The organism is Halobacterium sp. DL1, assembly GCA_000230955.3.
Taxonomy (GTDB): Archaea; Halobacteriota; Halobacteria; order Halobacteriales; family Halobacteriaceae; genus Halobacterium.
In genome coordinates, this window is sequence record CP007060.1 from 2,254,363 (window position 1) to 2,274,742 (window position 20,380).

The 20,380-nt window shown below is 68.2% G+C and carries 22 protein-coding genes; 12 read left to right on the forward strand and 10 right to left on the reverse strand.

Features of this window, described 5'->3' with window-relative positions; translation table 11 throughout:
* The first annotated feature begins 12 nt into the window (after positions 1 to 12).
* From HALDL1_13615 to HALDL1_13625, 3 genes are all read left to right on the forward strand, one after another.
* On the forward strand, positions 13 to 1,203 hold the full coding sequence (locus tag HALDL1_13615) for a translation-associated GTPase (GenBank protein ID AHG04513.1): 1,191 nt from the start codon (positions 13 to 15) through the stop codon (positions 1,201 to 1,203).
* A 41-nt stretch (positions 1,204 to 1,244) separates the two neighbouring features.
* On the forward strand, positions 1,245 to 1,904 hold the full coding sequence (locus HALDL1_13620; GenBank protein AHG04514.1) for a glycosyl transferase: 660 nt from the start codon (positions 1,245 to 1,247) through the stop codon (positions 1,902 to 1,904).
* Between the two features lie 68 nt (positions 1,905 to 1,972).
* Positions 1,973 to 2,302, forward strand: coding sequence for a multidrug transporter (locus HALDL1_13625; GenBank protein AHG04515.1), 330 nt, complete (start codon positions 1,973 to 1,975; stop codon positions 2,300 to 2,302).
* On the opposite strand, the gene HALDL1_13630 is transcribed toward HALDL1_13625, so the two are convergent.
* Positions 2,303 to 2,551: a hypothetical protein gene (locus HALDL1_13630; protein ID AHG05364.1), complete on the reverse strand. Its 249-nt coding sequence runs from the start codon at positions 2,549 to 2,551 to the stop codon at positions 2,303 to 2,305.
* A 1-nt stretch (position 2,552) separates the two neighbouring features.
* Positions 2,553 to 3,254, reverse strand: coding sequence for a hypothetical protein (locus HALDL1_13635; protein AHG05365.1), 702 nt, complete (start codon positions 3,252 to 3,254; stop codon positions 2,553 to 2,555).
* Positions 3,255 to 3,356: 102 nt separating this feature from the next.
* On the opposite strand from HALDL1_13635, the gene HALDL1_13640 reads away from it, so the two are divergent.
* From HALDL1_13640 to HALDL1_13650, 3 genes are all read left to right on the forward strand, one after another.
* On the forward strand, positions 3,357 to 4,184 hold the full coding sequence (locus tag HALDL1_13640) for a hypothetical protein (protein ID AHG05366.1): 828 nt from the start codon (positions 3,357 to 3,359) through the stop codon (positions 4,182 to 4,184).
* Between the two features lie 114 nt (positions 4,185 to 4,298).
* Positions 4,299 to 4,583, forward strand: coding sequence for a translation initiation factor 1A (locus tag HALDL1_13645; GenBank protein AHG04516.1), 285 nt, complete (start codon positions 4,299 to 4,301; stop codon positions 4,581 to 4,583).
* Between the two features lie 232 nt (positions 4,584 to 4,815).
* Positions 4,816 to 5,949, forward strand: a complete 1,134-nt coding sequence (locus HALDL1_13650) for an ATPase (protein AHG04517.1) — start codon at positions 4,816 to 4,818, stop codon at positions 5,947 to 5,949.
* A gap of 48 nt (positions 5,950 to 5,997) precedes the next feature.
* Here HALDL1_13650 and HALDL1_13655 read toward each other — a convergent pair whose 3' ends face one another.
* Positions 5,998 to 6,939 carry a hypothetical protein gene (locus tag HALDL1_13655; protein AHG05367.1) on the reverse strand — a complete coding sequence of 314 codons (942 nt, stop codon included), beginning with the start codon at positions 6,937 to 6,939 and terminating at the stop codon, positions 5,998 to 6,000.
* A gap of 112 nt (positions 6,940 to 7,051) precedes the next feature.
* Between HALDL1_13655 and HALDL1_13660 the strand changes: the two genes are divergently transcribed.
* Positions 7,052 to 8,644 carry an FAD-dependent oxidoreductase gene (locus tag HALDL1_13660; protein ID AHG04518.1) on the forward strand — a complete coding sequence of 531 codons (1,593 nt, stop codon included), beginning with the start codon at positions 7,052 to 7,054 and terminating at the stop codon, positions 8,642 to 8,644.
* Between the two features lie 105 nt (positions 8,645 to 8,749).
* Here the strand turns inward: HALDL1_13660 and HALDL1_13665 are convergent, their stop codons facing one another.
* The 5 genes from HALDL1_13665 to HALDL1_13685 all read right to left on the reverse strand — a co-directional run bounded on the left by HALDL1_13665 (position 8,750) and on the right by HALDL1_13685 (position 12,905).
* On the reverse strand, positions 8,750 to 9,253 hold the full coding sequence (locus HALDL1_13665; protein ID AHG04519.1) for a hypothetical protein: 504 nt from the start codon (positions 9,251 to 9,253) through the stop codon (positions 8,750 to 8,752).
* An 82-nt stretch (positions 9,254 to 9,335) separates the two neighbouring features.
* Entirely contained in the window at positions 9,336 to 10,043 is a 708-nt protein-coding gene (locus HALDL1_13670) for a hypothetical protein (GenBank protein ID AHG04520.1), read from the reverse strand.
* A 67-nt stretch (positions 10,044 to 10,110) separates the two neighbouring features.
* Positions 10,111 to 10,803: a hypothetical protein gene (locus tag HALDL1_13675; protein AHG04521.1), complete on the reverse strand. Its 693-nt coding sequence runs from the start codon at positions 10,801 to 10,803 to the stop codon at positions 10,111 to 10,113.
* A gap of 110 nt (positions 10,804 to 10,913) precedes the next feature.
* Positions 10,914 to 11,507 (reverse strand): hypothetical protein, encoded by a 594-nt coding sequence (locus HALDL1_13680; GenBank protein ID AHG05368.1) that lies wholly within the window; start codon positions 11,505 to 11,507, stop codon positions 10,914 to 10,916.
* A 54-nt stretch (positions 11,508 to 11,561) separates the two neighbouring features.
* Positions 11,562 to 12,905 (reverse strand): hypothetical protein, encoded by a 1,344-nt coding sequence (locus HALDL1_13685; GenBank protein ID AHG05369.1) that lies wholly within the window; start codon positions 12,903 to 12,905, stop codon positions 11,562 to 11,564.
* Between the two features lie 296 nt (positions 12,906 to 13,201).
* On the opposite strand from HALDL1_13685, the gene HALDL1_13690 reads away from it, so the two are divergent.
* Positions 13,202 to 14,599: a hypothetical protein gene (locus HALDL1_13690; GenBank protein ID AHG04522.1), complete on the forward strand. Its 1,398-nt coding sequence runs from the start codon at positions 13,202 to 13,204 to the stop codon at positions 14,597 to 14,599.
* Positions 14,600 to 14,641: 42 nt separating this feature from the next.
* Here the strand turns inward: HALDL1_13690 and HALDL1_13695 are convergent, their stop codons facing one another.
* Positions 14,642 to 15,088, reverse strand: coding sequence for a hypothetical protein (locus tag HALDL1_13695; protein ID AHG05370.1), 447 nt, complete (start codon positions 15,086 to 15,088; stop codon positions 14,642 to 14,644).
* A 464-nt stretch (positions 15,089 to 15,552) separates the two neighbouring features.
* On the opposite strand from HALDL1_13695, the gene HALDL1_13700 reads away from it, so the two are divergent.
* A complete protein-coding gene (locus tag HALDL1_13700) occupies positions 15,553 to 17,247 on the forward strand; it encodes a hypothetical protein (protein ID AHG05371.1) in 1,695 nt (564 codons plus the stop codon).
* Between the two features lie 120 nt (positions 17,248 to 17,367).
* Here HALDL1_13700 and HALDL1_13705 read toward each other — a convergent pair whose 3' ends face one another.
* A complete protein-coding gene (locus HALDL1_13705) occupies positions 17,368 to 17,757 on the reverse strand; it encodes a hypothetical protein (protein AHG04523.1) in 390 nt (129 codons plus the stop codon).
* A 185-nt stretch (positions 17,758 to 17,942) separates the two neighbouring features.
* Between HALDL1_13705 and HALDL1_13710 the strand changes: the two genes are divergently transcribed.
* From HALDL1_13710 to HALDL1_13720, 3 genes are all read left to right on the forward strand, one after another.
* The gene (locus HALDL1_13710) at positions 17,943 to 19,073 is read left to right on the forward strand and encodes a thioredoxin-disulfide reductase (GenBank protein AHG04524.1); all 1,131 of its coding nucleotides are present in this window, start codon (positions 17,943 to 17,945) and stop codon (positions 19,071 to 19,073) included.
* Positions 19,074 to 19,157: 84 nt separating this feature from the next.
* Positions 19,158 to 19,991, forward strand: coding sequence for a GCN5 family acetyltransferase (locus tag HALDL1_13715; GenBank protein AHG04525.1), 834 nt, complete (start codon positions 19,158 to 19,160; stop codon positions 19,989 to 19,991).
* Between the two features lie 88 nt (positions 19,992 to 20,079).
* Positions 20,080 to 20,364, forward strand: a complete 285-nt coding sequence (locus HALDL1_13720) for a hypothetical protein (protein AHG05372.1) — start codon at positions 20,080 to 20,082, stop codon at positions 20,362 to 20,364.
* Positions 20,365 to 20,380: the final 16 nt, after the last annotated feature.

A 20,380-nucleotide genomic window follows, 5' to 3' on the forward strand; every position in this document is an offset into this window, starting at 1 on the left:
CTGTCTCCGGCAATGAGCTACAAGGTCGGTCTCGTGGGCAAGCCCTCGGTGGGGAAGTCCACGTTCTTCAACGCGGCGACGATGAACGACGTGCCAGAGGGCGCGTACCCGTTCACGACCATCGACCCGGCGGTCGGCGAGGCGTACGTGCGCGTCGACTGCGCGGCCCCCGACTTCGGGGAGACGTGCACGCCCTCGACGGGGTACTGCGAGGACGGCGTCCGCTTCGTCCCGACGAAACTCGTCGACGTCGCGGGGTTGATTCCCGGCGCCCACGAGGGCAACGGCCTCGGCAACCAGTTTCTCACCGACCTGAACGAGGCCGACGTGCTCGTCCACGTCGTCGACTTCTCCGGAACGACCGACATCGAGGGCGAGCGCACGGAGGGCCACGACCCCCGCGAGGACATCGACTTCCTGGAGGACGAACTCGACCAGTGGTATCTCGGCATCCTCGAGAAGGGCATCGAGCGCTACGAGAGCCAGCACATGGCCGAGACGTCCCTGGAGACGGAACTCGCCGAGCAGATGAGCGCGTTCCGCACGAACGAGGACGAGATCAAGCAGATCGTCCTCTCTCTCGGTCTCGAACTCGACGCCGACACGTGGGACGCCGACGACCGAACCGAACTCGCCCGGGAGATTCGCAAGCGCACGAAGCCGATGGTGGTCGCGGCGAACAAGATGGACACCCCCGAGGCGCAGGCCAACTGGGACGAAATCACCGCGGACGACGACTACGACCACCTGGAGTTCGTGCCAGTGAGCGCCCACGCCGAGAAGGCGCTCAAGCAGGCCGCCGAGGACGGCGTCGTCGACTACCGCCCTGGCGACGACGACTTCGAAATCACGGGCGACGTGAGCGACGAGCAGGCGGCGGGCCTCGAGGCCATCCGCGAGTTCGTCGCCGACTACGACGGCGCGGGCGTCCAGCAGGCCGTCGAGACGGCGCTGTTCGACGCGCTCGGCGTCAACCCCATCTTCCCGGGGTCCACGGGCGGCCTCGGCACCGCGGACGGCCGCGTGCTCCCGGACGTCTTCCTGCTCCCCGAGGGCGCGACCGCCGAGGAGTTCGCGTACGCGGTCCACTCGGACATCGGCGATGGCTTCCTGCACGCCAAGGACTGCCGCGTGAACCGTCAGATCGCCGCCGACCACGAACTCGCGCCCCGGGACGTCGTCGAGATCGTCTCCACGAACTGACGCCACAATCGTTAGGGCCGCGGCTCCCGATTTTCCAGTAGATGGCGTCGCCGACTGCGAGTTTCGTGGTCCCGGCGTTGAACGAGGCCGACTACCTCCCGGCGACCCTCCGGAGCATCCGGGCCCAGACCACCGGCGTCGACTACGAGGTGGTGGTGGCCGACGGCGCCAGCACCGACGCTACCCGGGCGATTGCCAGCGAGGCCGGTGCCCACGTGGTGGTCTCCGACGCGGGTGGCATCGCCGCTGGACGGAACGCCGGCGCTCGCGCCGTTCGCGGGGAGTGGCTGGCGTTCGTCGACGCCGACACCACGGTCCGCCCGGACTACCTCGACCGGATGCTCGGGTTCGCCCACGAGTCGGGCGTCGCAGGGGCGTCCTCGCACTGTCGGGTGACGGACTGCTACCGCGGGAAGGCGATGCAGGTCGTCGTGAACCGCGCGTTCCCGCTGCTCGAGCGGCCCGTCCTCCCCGGGTTCAACACGTTCGTCCGGCGGTCGGCCTTCGAGTCGGTCGGCGGCTACGCCGACGTCGGCAACGAGGACACCGCGTTCAGCCGCGCGCTCGGCCGCGAGTTCCCGACCGCGTACTGCCCGGACGTGCTCGTCGAGACGTCCGGCCGCCGGTTCGCGCAACAGGGGTTGACGGGAACCGCCCTCCACTACCTCGCGCTCGACGTCGACCGCGTGCGGGCCACCTGAGCAGTGTGGAGGAACGGCGGGTTCGGAGAATCGACGGGTTGAGGGAGGTGCCGCGCCTCGCGTCGCCCATGTCCGCGTGGCTGGTGCTGTTCGTGGCGGGACTGTTCGAGGCGGCGTGGGCCATCGGCCTCGCGTACACTGACGGGTTCACCGAACCCGTTCCCTCGGTGCTCACGCTGGCCGCGATGGCCGTCTCTGTCTACCTGCTCGCCCAGGCCGTCCAGGAGCTCCCGGTCGGGACGGCGTACGCGGTGTGGACGGGAATCGGCGCCGTCTCAACCGCTATCCTCGGCGTCTACCTCTTCGACGAGTCGACGTCCGCGCTCCGACTCGGCTCTATTCTGCTGGTCGTGGTCGGCATCGCGGGGTTGCAGGTGACTGCGAGCGGCCACGCCTGACTACGCGTCCAGGCGGACGGCGTCGCGGTCACGCTCGGCGACGAGTCGGGCGGGGAGGAGGCGCTCCGCGTCGCCGGCGCTCCACTCGACGGACCGGAGGGTCTCCTCGGGGGCGTCCGCCGCGACGTCGACGCGGAGGCCGTCGGTCTCGACCCCGCTGACGGTGCCGACTCGGCGGCCGTCGCGGTCCAGCACCGGCAGTCCGACCGGGCGATCGTCGGGCCCGGCGACGGGCGAGATGTGTATCATCTCAGTCCTCGAAGACGACCGCCCGGACGGCCACGTCGGTGACCGTGGGCGTGCCGTCGTGCCCGCGCGCCCACGTGAGGTCCGGGCGCACGTCGTAGGCCTCCCCGCCGCCCTCGAGTTCCAGCGTCGCGGTCTCGCCCTCGGCGAACCGGCGGGCGACGTCCGCTCGCGCGCCGTCGGCGAAGCGGTTCATCCCGTCGGTCCCCTTCCCGCTGCGGACGGCGACGACCTCGACGTCCAGTCCCTCGGGGCCGGTGTGGAGCGCGACGCGGAGCGGGACGCGCTCGCTCTCCCCGTCGCCGAGCACGAGCACCGCGTCCTCGGCGTCCTCCAGGCGATCGATTTCGTCGTCGAGGGTCTCGCCGACGAAGCCAGGGACGGAATCGCTGACCGAGGAGAGCACCCGTTCGGCGATGCGCTCGCCGAACTCGGGGTCGAACGGGGAGACGTCTCCGGGGTCGGGTCGACCCCGGCTCTCCCCTCGGCGCTGGTGGTCGCGGGTCGCGCCGCGGTCACGCCCCGACCGTCGGTCCCGGTTCTGCGAGCGCGGTTCGGGCGTCTCTGGCGCGCGTGGCGGTTCGGGGCTGTCCCGGAGGCCGCGCCGCAGCGCGTCCTCCCAGGAGAGGTCGAGGGCGTCCTTCCGGCGCTTCAGCCGCTCGAACACCTCGTCGTCGTCGATGGAGATACGGATCTGTCTGCTCACACGTCCACCCACCCACCACAGCACCATAAATGTGCGTGCCTACTCACATTCAACTCACAACTAGTGCAAAGATTGATGGGGGTGGCCGTCGCAGACGGTCACATGGGAGACACGATTCGCGGCGAACGCATCAGCATCGACGGCGCGGGCACGTACGACGAGGTGGACTGCGAGGAGTTCGTCGTCAACGGCTCCGGGAAGGTCTCCGGTGACCTCTACGCGACCACCGTGGACATCGACGGCACTGCGAAGGTCGGCGGCCTCGTCGACGCGGTGGACCTCGACGTCGACGGCACTGCGAAGGTCGAGGGCGACGTCCGCGGGGAGACCGCCTCGGTCGACGGAACGGCCAAGTTCGCGAACAGCCTCAGCGCCGACCGCCTGGCCGTCGACGGCACCGCGAAGGTCGGCGGCAATCTCGACGGCCACGACGTCGAGGCCGACGGTACGCTGAAGGTGAGCGGGAGTCTCGTCGCGGCCGACGCGCGTTTCGACGGTACGCTGAAGGTCGGCGGCGTCACCGACGCCACCACGCTCACCGTCGACGGAACGGGAGCGTTCGACGACGTGAACGCCGACGAGTTCTCGGCCACGGGGAGCGTCCGCGCCGACAGCGTCTCCGCGCGCACCGTCGACGTCACCGTGGAGGGTCGCTCGAAGGTCGGGTCCGTCGAGGCGACAGAGGTCCGAGTGCGGCCGGGGGAAGGGGCACGCTCGCTCGCGAGCAAACTACTCGGCGACGGCGACCGCGTCTTCGAGGTCGACACGGTCGAAGCCGAGACGGTGGAACTGGACGCCACCCACGCGGGGACCGTGGTCGGCGACAGCGTCACCCTCGGACCCGACGCCGAAGTGGACGTGGTGTACACCGACGACCTGGACGGTGCGGACGCGACGGTGGGCGACGTTCGACCCCGCGAGGAGTACTAGTCGGTCGGAGCGAGGGAGTCGGCCCGTGGCCGTCGAGGCGGGCGATTAGCGGCCCTCGTCACTTGCTACCACGTGCATCCGATGACTTAACTGTGGGCCGTTCCTAGGATGGGTGTGAGCGAAGAATCAGGGCGCCGGAACCTCCGGATGCCCAACGGAGACGAGCTTTTCGCCGTCGTGACGGAGCACAACGGCGGGAATCACGTACGCGTGCAGTGCGAGGACGGAGAGAACCGGATGGGGCGCATCCCCGGGCGAATGAAGTACCGGACGTGGATCAGCGAGGGCGACGTCGTGCTCGTCGAGCCGTGGGACTGGCAGGACGAGAAGGCCAACATCGAGTGGCGCTACTCCGAGCAGGACGCCGACCAGCTCCGCGACGAAGGCCACATCAACTAGTCCGCCGCTGGACGGTTACAGATTTTCTGCGGTTTTCCCGTGGCGAGCGACGGCGCCGTTCATCCGATAGCCGCTCTGACACCCGGATTCGCCGTTAACAGCTATTCTAACCCCGGCAGCGGGCGGTAAGCGTCTACTTACAAACCGCCCTTCCGCCGTCTACGCGGCCATGCCTCCAAACCGGCGCCGGCTCGCGCGAACGACGCGACGCTCGTTCCTCGGAAGCGTGGGAGTGGCTGCGGCGGGTCTCGGACTCGCTTCGCGAACCAGTGCGGCGGTCGAGGGACAGTTCGTCCTCGAACAGGGGGACCGGTGCGTTCCGCTGACGCCGCTCTCGGGCGCCAAGCCCGTCGAGGAGCTCTACCAGTGGGGGCTCGCCGACTACGACTGGAGCGCCACCGGACTCGTCGAACTGGAGCGACCCGAGACGAGCATCCTGTTCCTCTACGACGGCCCGAACGGTCTCAGCCTCGTGCTCGTCCACGACAAGTACGGCGACGGGACGAACGGTGGCTCGGTCACCTTCGAGTTCGCGGGACTCCCCCTCGACGGCCAGTGGGTCGTCCAGGACGACCTCTACGACGCCGACTCGAACTACGACCGCTGGGCCCGGAACGGCGACACCGCCACCGTCGACTGGACGTGGACCACCGGCCGCACCGACGGCGGCGTCTTCCGCGGCCTCGGCGAACTGCCCGACCTGGAGCTCCGGATTTCGCCGGCATTCAACGCCGCGGCCGCGCTCTATGGAGAGTACTTCGACGGGGAACTCACCGACTGGCAGGTGCTCTCCGGGTCGCTCGACGCGCCGGACCGAACCTCGCTCGCCCTCGACGAACCCGTGACCATCCGGCGGGGAACGTGCTCCACCGACAGCACGGGCGGGAGCGGTAGCGATGGCGGAGACGGCAGTGATGGCGGAGATGGTGGCGACGGCAGTGACGGCGAGGACGGTAGCGATGGCGGCGACAGCAGTAGCGACGACGACGGCGACAGCAGCGGCGACGACAGCACCGACAGCGGGAGTGACGACGAGGAAACCGGACCGGACGAGGAGAGTGGCAGCGGGGCGGACGACGATAGCGAGGACGCTGACGACGAGAACGACCACGAGGAGGAGGACGATGATGACGAAGACGAGGACGATGACGAGGACCACCCCGGGAAGGGCAAGGGTCACGAGAAAGGCAAGGGGAAAGGCCACGAGAAAGGCAAGGGGAAAGGCCACGAGAAAGGCAAGGGCAAGGGTCACGAGAAGCACGGCGACCACGACGACGACGATGATGACAAAGACAGTGACGACGAAAGCGAGGACGACGATAGAGACGGCGACGACGATGACGAGGAAGGTGAGGAAGACGACTAATCCGGAGGCGTCGCCGGCAGCGAGAGCGACCAACCGTTCCCCGGCCGGTCAGCCGACGGGCTCGAAGTCGTCGACCTGCCGCCGGCCGTCGCGGTGCTGTTCGAGGTAGTAGGTCACGCCCGGCTGGTGGGCGGCGCCGACGACGAGGTGGACCGTCTCGGCGGTGCTGTGGTAGACGGCGTAGTCGGCCATGCGCTCGTTTCTGGCGTGCGTGAGCAGTTCGAGCGCGGGGTCGTGGCGGCGCAGCCACTCGCGTTCGAGGGGCTGGGGGAGGAACGCGCGCCGGTAGTAGTCCTGGAGGGCGGCGAGTTTCGTCGGGTCCTCGGCGGCCGCCCGGGACATCGAGAACGACGCGAAGTCCATCCCCGTGGAGACGTCCTCGTGGCTCATCAGGAACGCCGACGCGACGTCCCCGAGCGCCCGCTCGAGGGACTCGCCGTAGAGGTGGCGCCCGGAGTCGATGAGCGAGAAGACGGCGTCGCGCAGCTCCGCCGTCAGCGAGTCGAGGTCCTCCACGACCCCGGTGAACGGGGCACCGAGGACGTCGCTGACGGGCGGGGTGGCCTCGAGGGCAGCGTAGCGCTCCATGGCCCAGTTGTAGTCGTCCATCTCGTAGACGTCGTCGAACGCCGAGAAGTACATGGGGCGGACGCCCTGTTCGACGAAGACGGCCGCGCCCGAATCGAGGAACCTGGCCGCGTGCTGGCGGAGGAACCGTCCCTCGGCCCGCGTGTCGGCGTGCGTGATGCCGTGCACGCAGAACGTCTGGCCGTCGACGACCACGCAGTCGCCGGGGAGGTGGTCCGGACTCGCCTCGACGGTCGCCCGCCCCTGCAGGTCGAACCACTCCCGCTTGGCCGCGAAGTAGGCGTCGTGAATCGACGCTGCGTCCGTCGCGCTCGCGAGGGCGGCGAGGCTCTCCGCGCCACTGATCGCCGCGAGGCGCTCTCGCTCGCCCGCGGTCAACCCCGATTCGGAGCCTGCCACCATCACCGAAAGTTACCGACGGTCGATAATAAATCGTGGCCCACCACGGAACTACGCTTAATGAGCGAGCGGCCGTCCTTCCCCATCTAACGGGGCCACACCCCGGCGAGCGACAATGAACCCAAAACACGCCGACTCGACGGTGGACGGACAGCACCGGTCCATCTGGCTGGAGACGAGCGCAGAGACCAGCTACGACGCGCTGGACGGCGGCACCAGGGTCGACACCGTCGTGGTCGGCGGTGGCATCGTCGGCATCACGACGGCGTCGAAGCTCGCCGACGCCGGGCAGACGGTCGCCGTCGTCGACCGCGACCGCATCCTCGCCGGGGTGACGGGCCACACGACGGCGAAACTCACGTCGCTGCACGGCCTCCTCTACGACTACCTCCTCGAGCAGTTCGACGAGGACCGCGCGCGGCAGTACGCGGACGCGAACCAGCGCGCCATCGACGAGGTCGAATCGACCGTCGAGGACCGCGGCATCGACTGCGACTTCGAGCGCGTCCCCGCCTACACCTACGTCGAGGACCACGACCGGCGCCAGGCGGTCCGCGACGAGGTGGAGGCCGCCAGACGGCTCGACCTGCCGGCGTCCTACACCGAGTCCACGGAGTTACCCTACGACGTGGCGGGCGCCGTGAAGTTCGAGGAACAGGCGCAGTTCCACCCGCGGAACTACCTCCTCGAACTGGCCGGCGACCTCGTCGAGTCGGGGAGCCACGTCTTCGAGAACACCCGGGCGCTCGACGTCGAGCCCGGGAGTCCGTGTCGCGTCTCCACGGACCGCGGCGAGCTCGTCGCCGACGACGTGGTGGTCGCCACGAACTTTCCGTTCTTCGACGAGGGGCTCTACTTCGCCCGCCTGGAGCCAAAGCGCTCGTACGTGCTCGCCGCGCGCCTCGCCGGGGAGACTCCCGATAGTATCTACTACCGCCAGAGCGACCCCTACTTCTCGGTCCGCCCGCACCCCGCGGGCGACGAGTCGCTCGTGCTGTTCGGCGGGCAGAACCACAAGACGGGCCACGAGGTGAGCGGTGTCGACCGCTACCGGAAAGTCGAGCGGGAGGCGCGGACCCGCTTCGACGTCGACTCCGTCGAGTACCGGTGGTCGACGCAGGACTACCGGTCCATCGACAGCGTCCCGTTCGTCGGCAAACTCGCCCCGCACACGAAGCACGTCTACGTCGCGACGGGGTTCGGCGGGTGGGGGCTCACGAACGGCACCGCCGCGGGAATGGTGCTATCGGACCTGATTCTCGGCCGCGAGAGCCCGTGGACTGGCGTCTACGAGCCGACCAGGTTCAACGCCAGTGCCTCGACGAGGGAGCTCGTGAAGTACAACACCGAGTCGATGCGCCACTTCTTCGAGGACCGGCTGAAGGGGCGGCCCAGCGGTGTCCGGGTCGGCCTCGACCGCGGCGAGGCGAAGATAGTGGACTCCGAGGAGGGCCCGGTCGGTGTCTACCGCGACGAGCGCGGTGAGGTCCACACCGTCTCTGCGGTCTGCCCGCACATGGGCTGCCACGTGGAGTGGAACGACGGCGAGGAGTCCTGGGACTGTCCGTGTCACGGCTCCCGGTTCGACTACGACGGGCGCGTCGTCCACACGCCCGCGGTCAGCGACCTGGAGACGTTCAGCGAGCGTGAGCTCTCGGCCATCGGCGTCGGCGTCGCCCAGGAGCGCTCCGCCGAGGGCGACGACTGAGCGGTCCCGGCGCTCCTCCAGGGCCAGCCGGTTCCGGCTACGGTGTCGGAAAAACGAGGGCGTCGTTCGGGCACAGTTCGCGTGACCCAGGTGAGAGCCGTGGGGTCAGTCGGCGGCCGACTCGATGACGCGCCCGTAGTCGAAGTCGTCGACGTGCGAGGAGAGTTTGTCGAGGGCCTCCTGTTCCTCCTCGAGGGTCTCGTGGAGGATGTCGCCGGCCTCCTCCATCCCGAGGCGGTCGGCGAGCAACGCCATGTTGCCGTAGGCGGCGATCTCGTAGTGCTCGGTCTTCTGGGCCGCCACGAGGTTGTGGAGGTCGAGGACCTCCTGGGCGGGGTCCTCGTCGACGAAGTCCTTGTGCTCGTTGAGGAGTCCCTCGATGCCCTCGCACTCCTCGGTGTCGGGTTCCACGTCGATCATCTCGAACACCTGCTCGAGACGGTCGATGTGGCCCTCGGTCTCCCGGCGGTGCTCGCGGAACGCGTCCGCGATCTGCTCGTTCTCGGTCTGCTCTGCGAGTTCGTCGAGCGCGTCGAGGAGTTCGTTCTCGGCGTAGTAGATGTCTTCGAGGTCGTGCACGAACAGCTCACGAAGGTTGGACATTGACATAGTCGTACCCACCTACCACGGCGAGTTCGATAAATCCGGAGCCTGCAGACGCAGGGGGAGTAAACGCCCGATGGAGACGCCCTCAGTCGCCCTTCCACTTCCCCGGCTTCGCGTCGTGAATCTCGCCTTTCGCCTGGCGGCTCGTCGGCCAGAAGGCGACGACGAGGACTCCGACCAGGAACGCGGCGAGCGCTCCCGCGACCACGTCGCCGGGGAGGCCCGGCAACGCCGCCGCCTCGGTCCACCGTGTCTCGGGCGTGAACAGCGTCACTTTCGCGGCCCAGGCGGCTCCGAGCACGACGAACAGCCACACGTAGACCCGGCGGAGGCGCCGGGTGAGCGCCTCGCGGGCTGTCACCTTGAACGTGGGGTTGCGGAGGTCGTCGCTCAACTCCTCGCGCCACTTCGAGTGCTCGACGCCTGCGGGCTCCAGGGCGTTCGCGAAGAGGTTCTCCTCGACGAATCGCACCCGGGACCGGTAGAGGTCGAAGAAGCGGTAGCGGCGGACCTCGTAGGAGAGGAACACCGCGAGGATGCCGACGCCGATGAGGAGCAGGAACGCGGGCATGTCCCGACTGGAGAAGACGACGGACAGCAACGCGGCGATGAGCGTGATGGCCCAGTTGGTCGTCCGGTCGATGCGGTTCTGGCTGCTGTCCGCCTGGTTGACCGCCCCCCGGTAGAAGTCCGAGAGCAGGGCGACCAGTGCGTCCGTGTCGTCGGCCAGTTCGGCGGCGACCTCCTCGTCCTCCTCGCGGAGGGGGCTGTCTGGGTGGTCGTCCTCGGGCATGTGGGTACGTTCGGCCGCGACGGCCATAGGTCCACGCTGGAATCGGCGGTCGTCCGACCGCCGAGCGCTACGCCGAGCGCTCGCTCCGAGACGTGACCACGTCGACGCCGGGGCTGTAGAAGTGGACCGGCTCCGTCTCCGGGTGCTCGAAGCCGCTGGCCGCGAACAGCGTGTTCTCCGTCACAGAGACGTCGGCGTCGAACAGCGGCCAGCGGTCGTGGGAGAGGTCGGTGTGGCGCAATGTCCCGTCGGTCGACTGGGTGTAGATGCGCCGGCGCTCGGTGACGAACTCGGCGAGGGAGTCCGGGGGTGCCGTGTACGCCTCGCCCGTCGGCCCGTAGGTGGCCGCGAACCGGGCCGGGCGGTCTCCGGGCTGGCGCCGGCGGCTGGTGACGTGCACGCGGTCGCCGCTCCGCCGGAAGCGGACGCGGGCGTAGTAGTACGGGAGGTGGTGGGTGAACCGTGCGGCGACCACGCTCATCAGGCCCGCCGCGTCGAGGCTGAAGAAGTAGACGCCGGGGTCGCCGTCGTGGCTGACGTACGTCCGGAGGTGGACCTCCGGGCGCGGAAAGCCCGCCATGGTGGGCAGTCCACGGGGTCGGGCGTCGGCGTTGAGCAGCGGGACGACGGAGAGCCAGGCCGTGCCGTCGTACTCGTCGACGTCGAGCGCGGCCGGGAGGCGAGCGGCGACCGCGTGGCTGTCCACCGGCCAGTTCGCGAACAGCAGGTGGCGCCACTCGAAAGAGAGCGACAGGACCATGCGCGAGTTACGGGACGAGCGCCCTTAACGACGGACCCGCTGGCCGGGACAGTAGCGCGAAAACGAGATGGACAAGAACGGCGAGGGTCCAGCCCGGAGGCTGGGAGCGACTAGTTGCTCGAGCTGCGGCTGGACTTGTCGCTCGAACTGCTCCCGGATTTGCCGCTCGAACCGCTCTTAGACTGGCGTCCGGAGCTACCGCTCTGCTTGCTGCCCTTCTCGCTGGCCTCCTCCATCTTCTCGCTGGCTTCCTTGCCACCCTGCTCGATGCGGGAGGCAACGCCCGTGCCGCGCTCTTCGACGGTGTCGGCGGCCTGCTCTGACATCTTCTCGGTCCGCTCGGACATCGTCCGCCCACGCTCCTCGACGGTGTCCGCCGCCTGCTCGGACATCTCCTCGGTCTGTTCCGCGGTCCGCTCGGCGGCCTGCTGGACGCGGTCCGTCATCTGGCTGACGCTCTCGTCCATCGAGTCCGAGCGGCTCCAGAGCATGTAGCCCGCGACGGCGATCGCACCGACGGTGAGCAACAGCGGAACGATGCTCCGCCCGGAGCTACTGTCCGAGGAGCCGCTGCTGCTGTGGACGCCCTCCTCGTGCGCCTCCCAGACAGCGTCCTTGACGACTCTCCGGAGTTCCCGCTCCAGCGACGACCCTGTTCTGTTGTATTCGTCCGTCATCGAGTGGCTGGTCATGAGTGAATCCACACACAGGTACGGCCGCGACGTGGAAAACTGTTCTCCCAAACCCGACGGAATCTGTCAGTCGTCGGTCGGCGCCGTGCTGGTGACGTAGACCGAGGGCCGCCGGAGGACGAACTCCTCGACGAACGCCACGACGACGGCCGCCGCCTGGAGCGCGAAGTAGGGCCACAGCAGGAGCGGCGCGGCGTACTCGACCGGAGCGTGCGTCCGCCCGTCCCGGGCGTCGAGCGCGAACAGCAGGTAGGCGGCCATCGCCGGGGCGAGCGACACCCACCCCCACAGCGGCGCGGCCGCCGGTGAGAGCGGGAACTGGCCGGCGGCGACCAGCCACGCTACCGGCGCCAGCGGCGCGGCCAGCGCCACGACCGGGAGTGCGACGACGGCTGCCAGGGTGGCCGCGAAGTCCACGCGGGCGCCCAGTGGCGGCGGCCCCGAACGGAGCGAGGGGGCGAGGTGGCGGCGCGCCACTTGCATCCCGCCGCGAGCCCAGCGCTTGCGCTGGCTCCACCACGCCGACAGCGTCGCGGGGTTCGTCTCCCGGGTCACGACCCCCGGGTCGACGCGTATCTCCCCGCCCGCCCGCCGGATGCGGTAGGCCATCTCCACGTCCTCGATGAGGAGGGACTCGTCGAACGGGCCGAGTTCGTCGAGTGCGGTCGCCCGGAAGAACGCCTGGCCGCCGGTGAACAGCGCGAATCCGTCGACGAGGTCCCGGGCGTAGAACTCCGTGCGCTCGACGAGGCCGCGCTCGACGGTGGCACAGAGCGCGAGGAGCGAGTCGCCGGGGTTGGTCCCGAAACACCGACCCTTCACGCACCAGACGTCGTCGTCCACGAACCACCGGACAGCACGGCGGACCGCGCCGGGTTCGGGACGCTGGTCTGCGTCGAGCACGGCGACGACGTCGCCCGTCGCGTGCCCGAGCGCGTGGTTGGTCGCGGCGGCCTTCCCGCCCGGTGGGCCCGGGCGCTCGACGGCGCGGACCCGCTCGTGCTCGGCCGCGAGACGGCGGGCGACGTCGGCCGTCCCGTCCGTCGAGGCAGCCTCGTAGCCGACGACGACCTCCAGGTGGTCGACGGGGTAGTCGAGGGCGAGACACGCTTCGACCGTCGCCGGGAGCACGTCGGCCTCGTTGTACGCCGTCAAGAGGACGCTCACGTCTGGGAGGTCCGCGTCGGGGACGGCCTCCGGTGGCTCCCGGCGGACGGCCGCCAGCAGCGTCGAGGCGACGGCGCGGGTCGAGAGCGCGACTCCGAAGAGGAGCACGACCGACGCGCCGACGCGGGCGTACCAGGGGAAGACGACGCCAGGAGCGACGATGGCGAGCGAGAGAACGACGGCGACGGCGGCGGTGCGAGCGCTCGACCCGGAGCGGGACTCGTCGGGCGTCGACACCTCCATCGTGAGTCCACAGTGCCGGACGCGGCGGAAAGTTACAGGGTCGCTTCCCTGGCAGCGATTCCCTCGTTTCGCCTCCTCTCGCCGTGGGCGTGCGGACAGAGCGTTCCGGGGCGCGAGCGTTCTGACACAGTCCGATGGTCCGGTGGCGAGTAACGCCTCCCTGTGTTCGACGTACTACGGGCTTACGGGGCTGGCGCCGAGATGGCGTTCACTCGCGGTTTGTTTTCACTGAATTACGCGCAGAACTGCGGATATAACAAAGTCGCTCGTGGCTCTCCCTCCTGACGGGATTGAAGATGAACAACAACAACCGGGACGACACTGAGGAGTACAGGGGACAGCGACGAATCACGACAGACCGAAAGGACATCCAGCGCTGGGCGGACGAGCGCGACGCGGCGCTCATCTCGGGCGCGGAGTCCGGGACGGCCGAACCGAGCTACCAGTTCGTCCCGGAGGCGGACGCCAAGGAGGAGCACCGCGAGAAAGATTGGGACAACTTCTTCGACTGGTTCGAGTCCGAGAACCGCGCGTTCGTCTACACCGAGGACGCCGACGGGATGGGGGACTACGACATTCTCGACCGCGACGAGGCGGCCGCCCGCGCGACAATCGCCGACGAGGACGCCGAGAAACGCCTCCTCGAGGGCGAGACGGTAACGACGGAGGTCACCGAGCGGACGGTCGTCGAGACGGAGGTCGTCGAGACCGACCGGCTGGAGAGCGAGATGGTCGACCGCGAACTGGTGAGCAGTCGCATCATGGAGGCCGAACTTGTCGACTGGGAGGTGCTGGACACGGGGTCGGACTTCGAACTCCGGGCTTCCGAGGACATCGCGGGCCGCGAACTGACGATGGCCGGCGACCGCACCGGTGACCGCGAGCACTTCGACTACGACGACGTCGACCTCGAGACCCACCTCGAGGGCTACCTCACCGCCGAAATCGAGGAGATGTGGCGGGTCCGCCGGGTCGTCGAGGAGCGCGCGAACATCGAGACGCGGATCGTCGACATGGACATCGAGGAACACGGCACAGTAGAGTCCGACACGGTCGAGACGAAGGTCGACACCGCGGACGTCCAGCGCACCATCTTCGAGAGCGACGCGGTCAGCGCCGACGCCGAGACGTCGGCCGACCAGCGGAAGATGATCCAGACCGAGCGACTCGGCGACGACCGCTTCGAGAGCGTGCTCGTCGAGCGCCAGGTGCTCGAGGACGAGATTCGGCGCCGGAAGCGCTTCCGCTTCGAGAACGTCGACAGCGAGATTCTCGAGACTGAGACCGTCGAGACCGACCTGATCGACACCGAGGTCGTCGAGTCGGCGGGGGCGGAGATGCCGGGCGAGACGGCAGCGACGGGGATGGACGAAACGGCCACCTCCACGCGCGAGACCGAATCGATGGCCGCGGGAGGGAGCGGGCGGCCGTTCACCGAGGACGACGAGGGAGCGACCGTCGTCGACGCACAGGGTGACAGAATCGGCAAGATCGACCACGTCGAGGCGGGCACCGCCTACGTCAATCCGAAGTCTGGGTTGGTAGGCAGTATCGAGTCGGCGCTGGGCTGGGGCGACAACAAGGACGAGTACCGGCTCAGTCCGGAGCAGATCCGGCGCGTCGACGACCGGGGCCGCTTCGTCGTCTCTCACGACGTCGAGAAAGCGCTCGAGGACGACGACGAGAATCGCTGAGGCGGGTTTCCGGCCCCGACCGCCGGGCCGGAGCGAGCGGCGTCACTCTTCTTCCGTTTCGTCGTCGACGACCTCCTCGACGACCTCTTCGTCGACGTTCATCTCACCGGGTGGGGCGGGTTCAGCCTGGATGTCCTCCTCGCCGCGCTGGGCGATTTCCTCGTCCGTTCGTTCCTCGCCCGGGAGGTCCTCGTCGGTCGCGTCCCCCTCTGCGTCCGGGGCCGTGGCACCGTCGTCGTCCCCAGCGGCCGCCTCGTCGCTCGCCTCCTCGACGGACTCGTCGATGGAGAGCTGGTACCAGTCGCCCGAGTCGTCGGTCGAGTCGCGGTCCGACCGGAGCCGTCGCGCGACGACGTACGCCACACCGGCGAGACCCACTCCGAGCAGGAGTTTGCGGCGGAGGCTGCCCGACGAGTCGCTCTCGTCGGACGACCCCTCGTCAGTGGAACTCGCTGCCCCGCCGCGGATGGACGCTGGCGTTCTGACCATACGTTTCGTTCGGCCCGCGGAGGGAAGTTCGTTTGGGCGTTCCCCCGAACGCCACCCCGCTATCCCCGCTCCGTCCCGTGGAATTGCATTTCGGATGGACCTGTCCACGCTCCTCACAGTCACGGCTCTGAATAAGGTGAGCGTACACCAGCGCTGCGCTGCCGGGCAGAGCTTACTCGCCAGTAGGGACGAGGGAGTTCTGCCGGCGTCAGTACGACCCCTGTACCGTCTGTCGATTCCCCGGAAGAGCGTCGCTCAGAAAAACGTTCAGAGCCGCCAACTGGTAGGGCGAGCGGTGTTCGGAGTAGCGCGCCGTTTGGCGATTCGGGCCTGAATATAACAATGGCCGTGGCAGCCGATGGAACTAATGCGATATGACAGACAAGAACACAACAAGACTCAAGCTAGGGGCGCTACTGATGGCGCTGACTGTCGTTCTGGCCTCAGGAACGGCTGTCGCGTACATGTCGTCGGCGAGTAGTCAGTCCTCCGGGACTGTGACAGCGGAGGACATCGAGGCCGAGGAGATCCGGATGGAGAACGTCGATGTCGACAACGTGACGTTCCAGCTGGAGGACGTGGACTCAACCCAGGACGTACTAATGGACCAGTTCGAGTCCACCCTCGGTGACAACGTCGAGGGATTCGCGGTTGACTCCGTGGAAATCGGTAACATCGAATCCGCGTCGGTCACCGTCGAGAACAACACGGTCACCGTCGACGCGCAGATCGAGTCCATCACGCTCGAGGGCGTCCAGGCCGACACCGTCACCTGGGACAGCTCGATGGGCAACGCCGCCCAGGGCATGATGATGGGCAGTGAGATCAGCTTCGAGTCCCTGTCGGTCGAGGGCCTCAGCGTGGGCTCGATCTCCGTCGAATCGGGGCAGATGACGACGACGGAGGACGAGACGACCACCACGACTGAAGAGGAAACTACGACTGAAGAAACGACCACCACGACTGAAGAGGAAACTACGACTGAAGAGGAAACTACGACTGAAGAGGAAACTACGACTGAAGAAACGACCACCACGACTGAAGAGGAAACTACGACTGAAGAGGAAACTACGACTGAAGAAACGACCACCACGGCTGAGGAAACCACCACGGCCGAGGAGACAACCACCACGGCTGAAGAGACGACCACCACGGCCGAGGAAACCACCACGGCTGAAGAGACAACCACCACGGCTGAGGAAACGACCACCACGGCCGAGGAAACCACCACGGCTGAAGAGACAACCACGACCGCAGAGGAAACCACCACGACCACCACTGACGGTGTCGGCGCCGGCGACACCGGCGCAGCCACCGTGAACATCGAGAACCAGACCTCCGACGGCATGACCGTGACCATCTCCGCGGTTTCGCTCTCGGAGGACGGCTACGTCGCCATCCACGACGACTCCCTGCTCGAGGGCAACGTCATCGGTAGCGTCATCGGCGTCTCCGACTACCTCGAGGCTGGCAATTACGACAACGTCGAAATCACGCTGTTCGACGTCCCCGGCGCCAACTTCAGCGAGGACCAGCTCGAGGAGGACCAGACGCTGATCGCGATGCCGCACCTCGAGAACAGCGGTAACGAGACGTACGACTTCGTCGCGAGCAACGGCTCGGACGACGGGCCGTTCGTCTCCGACGGTCAGCCGGTGGTCGACGACGCGTTCGTCAGCGTCGACGACACCCAGACCACGACGACCACTGAAGACAACGAGACCACCACGACCACCACCGACGGTGAGGGCGACGCCGCCCAGGCCTCGGTGAGCATCGCGAACCAGACGTCCAACGGGACCCTCGTCAACATCTCGAACGTGGAACTCCCTGAGGATGGCTACGTCGCCATCCACAACGACTCCCTGCTCGAGGGCAACGTCATCGGTAGCGTCATCGGCGTCTCCGACTACCTCGAAGCGGGCACGTACGAGAACGTCAGCGTGATGCTGTACAACGTCTCGGGTGCGAACTTCACCGAGACGATGCTCGAGGAGGACCAGACGCTGATTGCGATGCCGCACCTCGAGAACAGCGGTAACGAGACGTACGACTTCGTCGCGAGCAACGGCACGGACGACGGGCCGTTCATCGCCGACGGTGCCGCAGTGACTGACGACGGGTTCGTCACTGTCGAGCAGAACGAGACGGAAGCGTAATCGCGAGCGACTACCCGGGAACGGCCGATACGGTTCGGTCCGTGACCCTATTTTTTCGCGCCGCTACGACCGAGCAGCGCCGTCAGAACGAGCAGCGGCGGCGCCGGACGCTGCCGACAGTCACATGTCCGAGGCGCCGCTGTCGGCGACGTCGTCCGCATCCGCGTCGTCTAGCTGTTCGAGGTCGCGCTGGTCGTTGTACTCGTCGCTGGAGCCAGCAGGTCCGGTTATCTCACCGTAGAGGGCTTCCCGGGCCTCCTCGGGCGTCTCGAAGCGCTCGTCGACGAGGCGGTCGAAGACGCTGCCGAGGCTCTCCGTCTCGTTGGGCAGGTCCAGCGGCTGGTCGGCGTACTCGGTGGCGAGTTCCTCGCTCGTCACCGGGTACTTGTCCTCGTCGAAGAAGTCGTCCGCGCGGTTGAGGATGTCCTCGACGTGTTCGGTCCGCTCGTGCTGGCGACGTTTGGCGCTGTCCTGTACGCGACTCGGGTCCGGGTCCTGGTCTTCGGACATCGCACTCGGGTTTCGGTCTACAGTTGGATAAGGGCTTGTGGGGGCCTGTCGGGGCTGTCGGCGAAGATTCGCAACCCGACTTAATTGCTGGCCGGGCACGAGCGACGCGACCGGACGGTCCGGCCAGGAGTGTGGCCGAGGGACCGAGCCAACCCCTAACAGACTCCGGCCCGAAGGCGTGTGTGATGAGCGACCGACGCTCCTACGAGGTGGTCGTCGTGGGCGGCGGCCCGGCGGGCATGACGACCTCGCTCTACACGACGCGGCTCGGGCACCGGACGGCCGTCTTCGAGGCCGAGGGCGGGCGACACGCCAGCGTCAGCCACGTCCACAACCTCTTCGGCGTCTCCGAGGACGTCTCGGGCCGCGAGCTCTCGAAGCACGCGGTCGACCAGTTCGAGGAGTACGGCGGGACCTACTACCTCGACGCGGTCGAGGACGTTCGCCAGTCCGACGACGGGTTCGTCGTCGAGGCGGGCCACGGGACGGTCGAAGCCGAGCGCGTCGTGTTCGCCACGGGGTTCTCGGACCGCGAACCGGACGTCCCCGAGTTGCTGTCGTTCACCGGCCGCGGCCTCCACTACTGCCTGCACTGCGACGCCTACACGCTGGGCGACGGCCCCGTCTTCGTCCTCGGCCACGACGACCACGCGGCGACCGTGGCGATGCTCATGCTCAACTTCACGGCCGACGTCGACCTCCTGCTCGACGGCCACGAGCCGGAGTGGAGCGAGGACGTCGAGCGACAGCTCCGTGCCCACCCGGTCGACGTGGTCGAGGCGTCGGTCGTCGGCGCGTTCCCACGGGCGGAACGCGCGTCCGACCGAGGGGAGGCCACAGACGGGAGAACGGGGAGCGAAGCGAATTCCGACAGCGCGACCGACCCGTGGCTCGGCGGCCTCACGTTCGCGGCCGGGGAGAGTGGTCGCGAGGGCACCGACCGCGAGTATCTCGGTGGGTTCGCGATGTACGGCAAGGAGTACGACACCGACCTGGCCGCGTCGCTGGGCTGTGCGCTGGCCGACGACGGCGCGCTCGCCGTGGACGAGAACTACGAGACCAGCGTCGACGGGGCGTACGCCGCCGGCGACATCACCCACGGACAGAACCAGACGGTGGTGGCGATGGGCGACGGCGCCAGGGCGGGGATGGCCGTCCACAAGGACCTCAGGCGCTACCCGCTCCCCCCGGAGGACCTCGACGACGCGGAATTGGCCGAGGTGCCGGCGGCCGCCGCGGACCTCCGCGCGCGGATGCGCCTCGTCCGCAACTACGAGCGACACGCCGGTCTGCGGGACCCCTCGCCACACCGCTGAGGGAGGTAGCGCGGGCCCGTCCTCCGCGCCGACCCTGCTGGTGCCGGCCCACGGTTTTTCCGTGTTAGCGACGAACGTAGAGACATGGGACTGCGCGAACCGGCGGCGGCCGACACCGAACGCGTCGGGGAGGTCGTGGAGAGTTCGATGACCACGTCGCACAGCCTCAGCCCCCAGCAGATCGAGCGGATCGTCGAGGACGAGTTCGGGGAGGAGGCGATGGCCGAAAAGCGGGACGACGAGGAGACCCTCGCGCGCGTCGTGGAGACGACCGAAGACGTGGAGGCGGAGACGGTCGTCGGCTACGTCGAGGGAGCCGTCGACGGGGAGTGGGGCGAGATACGGTGGCTGTTCGTCGACCCCGAACACCGCGGCAAGGGAATCGGGACGGAGCTGTTCGAATCGATGAGCGACGCGCTCCGCGGGGCGGGCGCGGACTCCGTCCGAGCGACGGCCCTCGAAGCGAACACGGAGGGCCACCAGTTCTTCGAGCAGTTCGGCCTGGAACGCGCGGCGGAACGCGAGGTCGAGGTCGGCGACGAGTCCCTCGTGGAGTACGTCTACGCGGACCCGGACGCTGACCTGGAGGCGGAGTCTGCCGACGGCAGTGAGGAGCAGGCCGACGGGGCCGACGGTGAGACGATGCCCGAGACGGAGACGGCCGACGGTACGACGACGGCGACCACCGAGGACGGCGAGCGGGTGTTCGTCGCCCGCGAGGAGGAGGAGTCGGGGACGGAGGCGCCGTTCTACGTGACGTATACCGACGAGAACCACGCCGAGCGGTTCGGCTTCTACTGCAGCAACTGCGGCTCCCTGAACGTCTCGATGGACGACATGGACCGCCTCGAGTGCCAGAACTGCGAGAACAGCCACGCCTCCCGGTCGGGGGAGTCGTACGACGACTCGTACCTCTGAGGCGCCGAGGGGGCGTCCGCTCGGCGCCGCCGGGTTCTGTCGCCTCTCTGGCCACACAGCTTTCTGGGAGAAACGCGAAGGGAGTGGTATGGACCACCTCGAACGCGCGAGGGAGGAACTCGGCCGGGCGAGCGAGCAGGCCGGCGGCCCGGTGCAGACGCAACTCGACTCGCTCCAGAACGGCATCGGCGCGGAGGACGACCGCGAGACGCACGGGGACGGCCCGGACTCGACGGTCGACCGCATCGCGGAAGTGGCGGACAAACTCGACGGCCTGGAGGAGGAAGTCGAGAGCACCGAGACACAGGCGTACATCGACAGCGCAGTCGACCACCTCCGCGAGTACCTGACAGAGCACCCACACGGGAAGTGAGCGTCTGGAGCACTCG

What these genes read in the sequence shown, in the direction of transcription:
- HALDL1_13665 (AHG04519.1), bottom strand. Translation starts at nt 9,253, where the DNA reads ATGTCAATGTCCAACCTTCGTGAGCTGTTCGTGCACGACCTCGAAGAC.
- HALDL1_13720 (AHG05372.1), top strand. Translation starts at nt 20,080, where the DNA reads ATGGACCACCTCGAACGCGCGAGGGAGGAACTCGGCCGGGCGAGCGAG.
- HALDL1_13710 (AHG04524.1), top strand. Translation starts at nt 17,943, where the DNA reads ATGAGCGACCGACGCTCCTACGAGGTGGTCGTCGTGGGCGGCGGCCCG.
- HALDL1_13655 (AHG05367.1), bottom strand. Translation starts at nt 6,939, where the DNA reads ATGGTGGCAGGCTCCGAATCGGGGTTGACCGCGGGCGAGCGAGAGCGC.
- HALDL1_13660 (AHG04518.1), top strand. Translation starts at nt 7,052, where the DNA reads ATGAACCCAAAACACGCCGACTCGACGGTGGACGGACAGCACCGGTCC.
- HALDL1_13705 (AHG04523.1), bottom strand. Translation starts at nt 17,757, where the DNA reads ATGTCCGAAGACCAGGACCCGGACCCGAGTCGCGTACAGGACAGCGCC.
- HALDL1_13670 (AHG04520.1), bottom strand. Translation starts at nt 10,043, where the DNA reads ATGCCCGAGGACGACCACCCAGACAGCCCCCTCCGCGAGGAGGACGAG.
- HALDL1_13675 (AHG04521.1), bottom strand. Translation starts at nt 10,803, where the DNA reads ATGGTCCTGTCGCTCTCTTTCGAGTGGCGCCACCTGCTGTTCGCGAAC.
- HALDL1_13715 (AHG04525.1), top strand. Translation starts at nt 19,158, where the DNA reads ATGGGACTGCGCGAACCGGCGGCGGCCGACACCGAACGCGTCGGGGAG.
- HALDL1_13620 (AHG04514.1), top strand. Translation starts at nt 1,245, where the DNA reads ATGGCGTCGCCGACTGCGAGTTTCGTGGTCCCGGCGTTGAACGAGGCC.
- HALDL1_13700 (AHG05371.1), top strand. Translation starts at nt 15,553, where the DNA reads ATGTCGTCGGCGAGTAGTCAGTCCTCCGGGACTGTGACAGCGGAGGAC.
- HALDL1_13640 (AHG05366.1), top strand. Translation starts at nt 3,357, where the DNA reads ATGGGAGACACGATTCGCGGCGAACGCATCAGCATCGACGGCGCGGGC.
- HALDL1_13615 (AHG04513.1), top strand. Translation starts at nt 13, where the DNA reads ATGAGCTACAAGGTCGGTCTCGTGGGCAAGCCCTCGGTGGGGAAGTCC.
- HALDL1_13685 (AHG05369.1), bottom strand. Translation starts at nt 12,905, where the DNA reads ATGGAGGTGTCGACGCCCGACGAGTCCCGCTCCGGGTCGAGCGCTCGC.
- HALDL1_13625 (AHG04515.1), top strand. Translation starts at nt 1,973, where the DNA reads ATGTCCGCGTGGCTGGTGCTGTTCGTGGCGGGACTGTTCGAGGCGGCG.
- HALDL1_13690 (AHG04522.1), top strand. Translation starts at nt 13,202, where the DNA reads ATGAACAACAACAACCGGGACGACACTGAGGAGTACAGGGGACAGCGA.
- HALDL1_13695 (AHG05370.1), bottom strand. Translation starts at nt 15,088, where the DNA reads ATGGTCAGAACGCCAGCGTCCATCCGCGGCGGGGCAGCGAGTTCCACT.
- HALDL1_13630 (AHG05364.1), bottom strand. Translation starts at nt 2,551, where the DNA reads ATGATACACATCTCGCCCGTCGCCGGGCCCGACGATCGCCCGGTCGGA.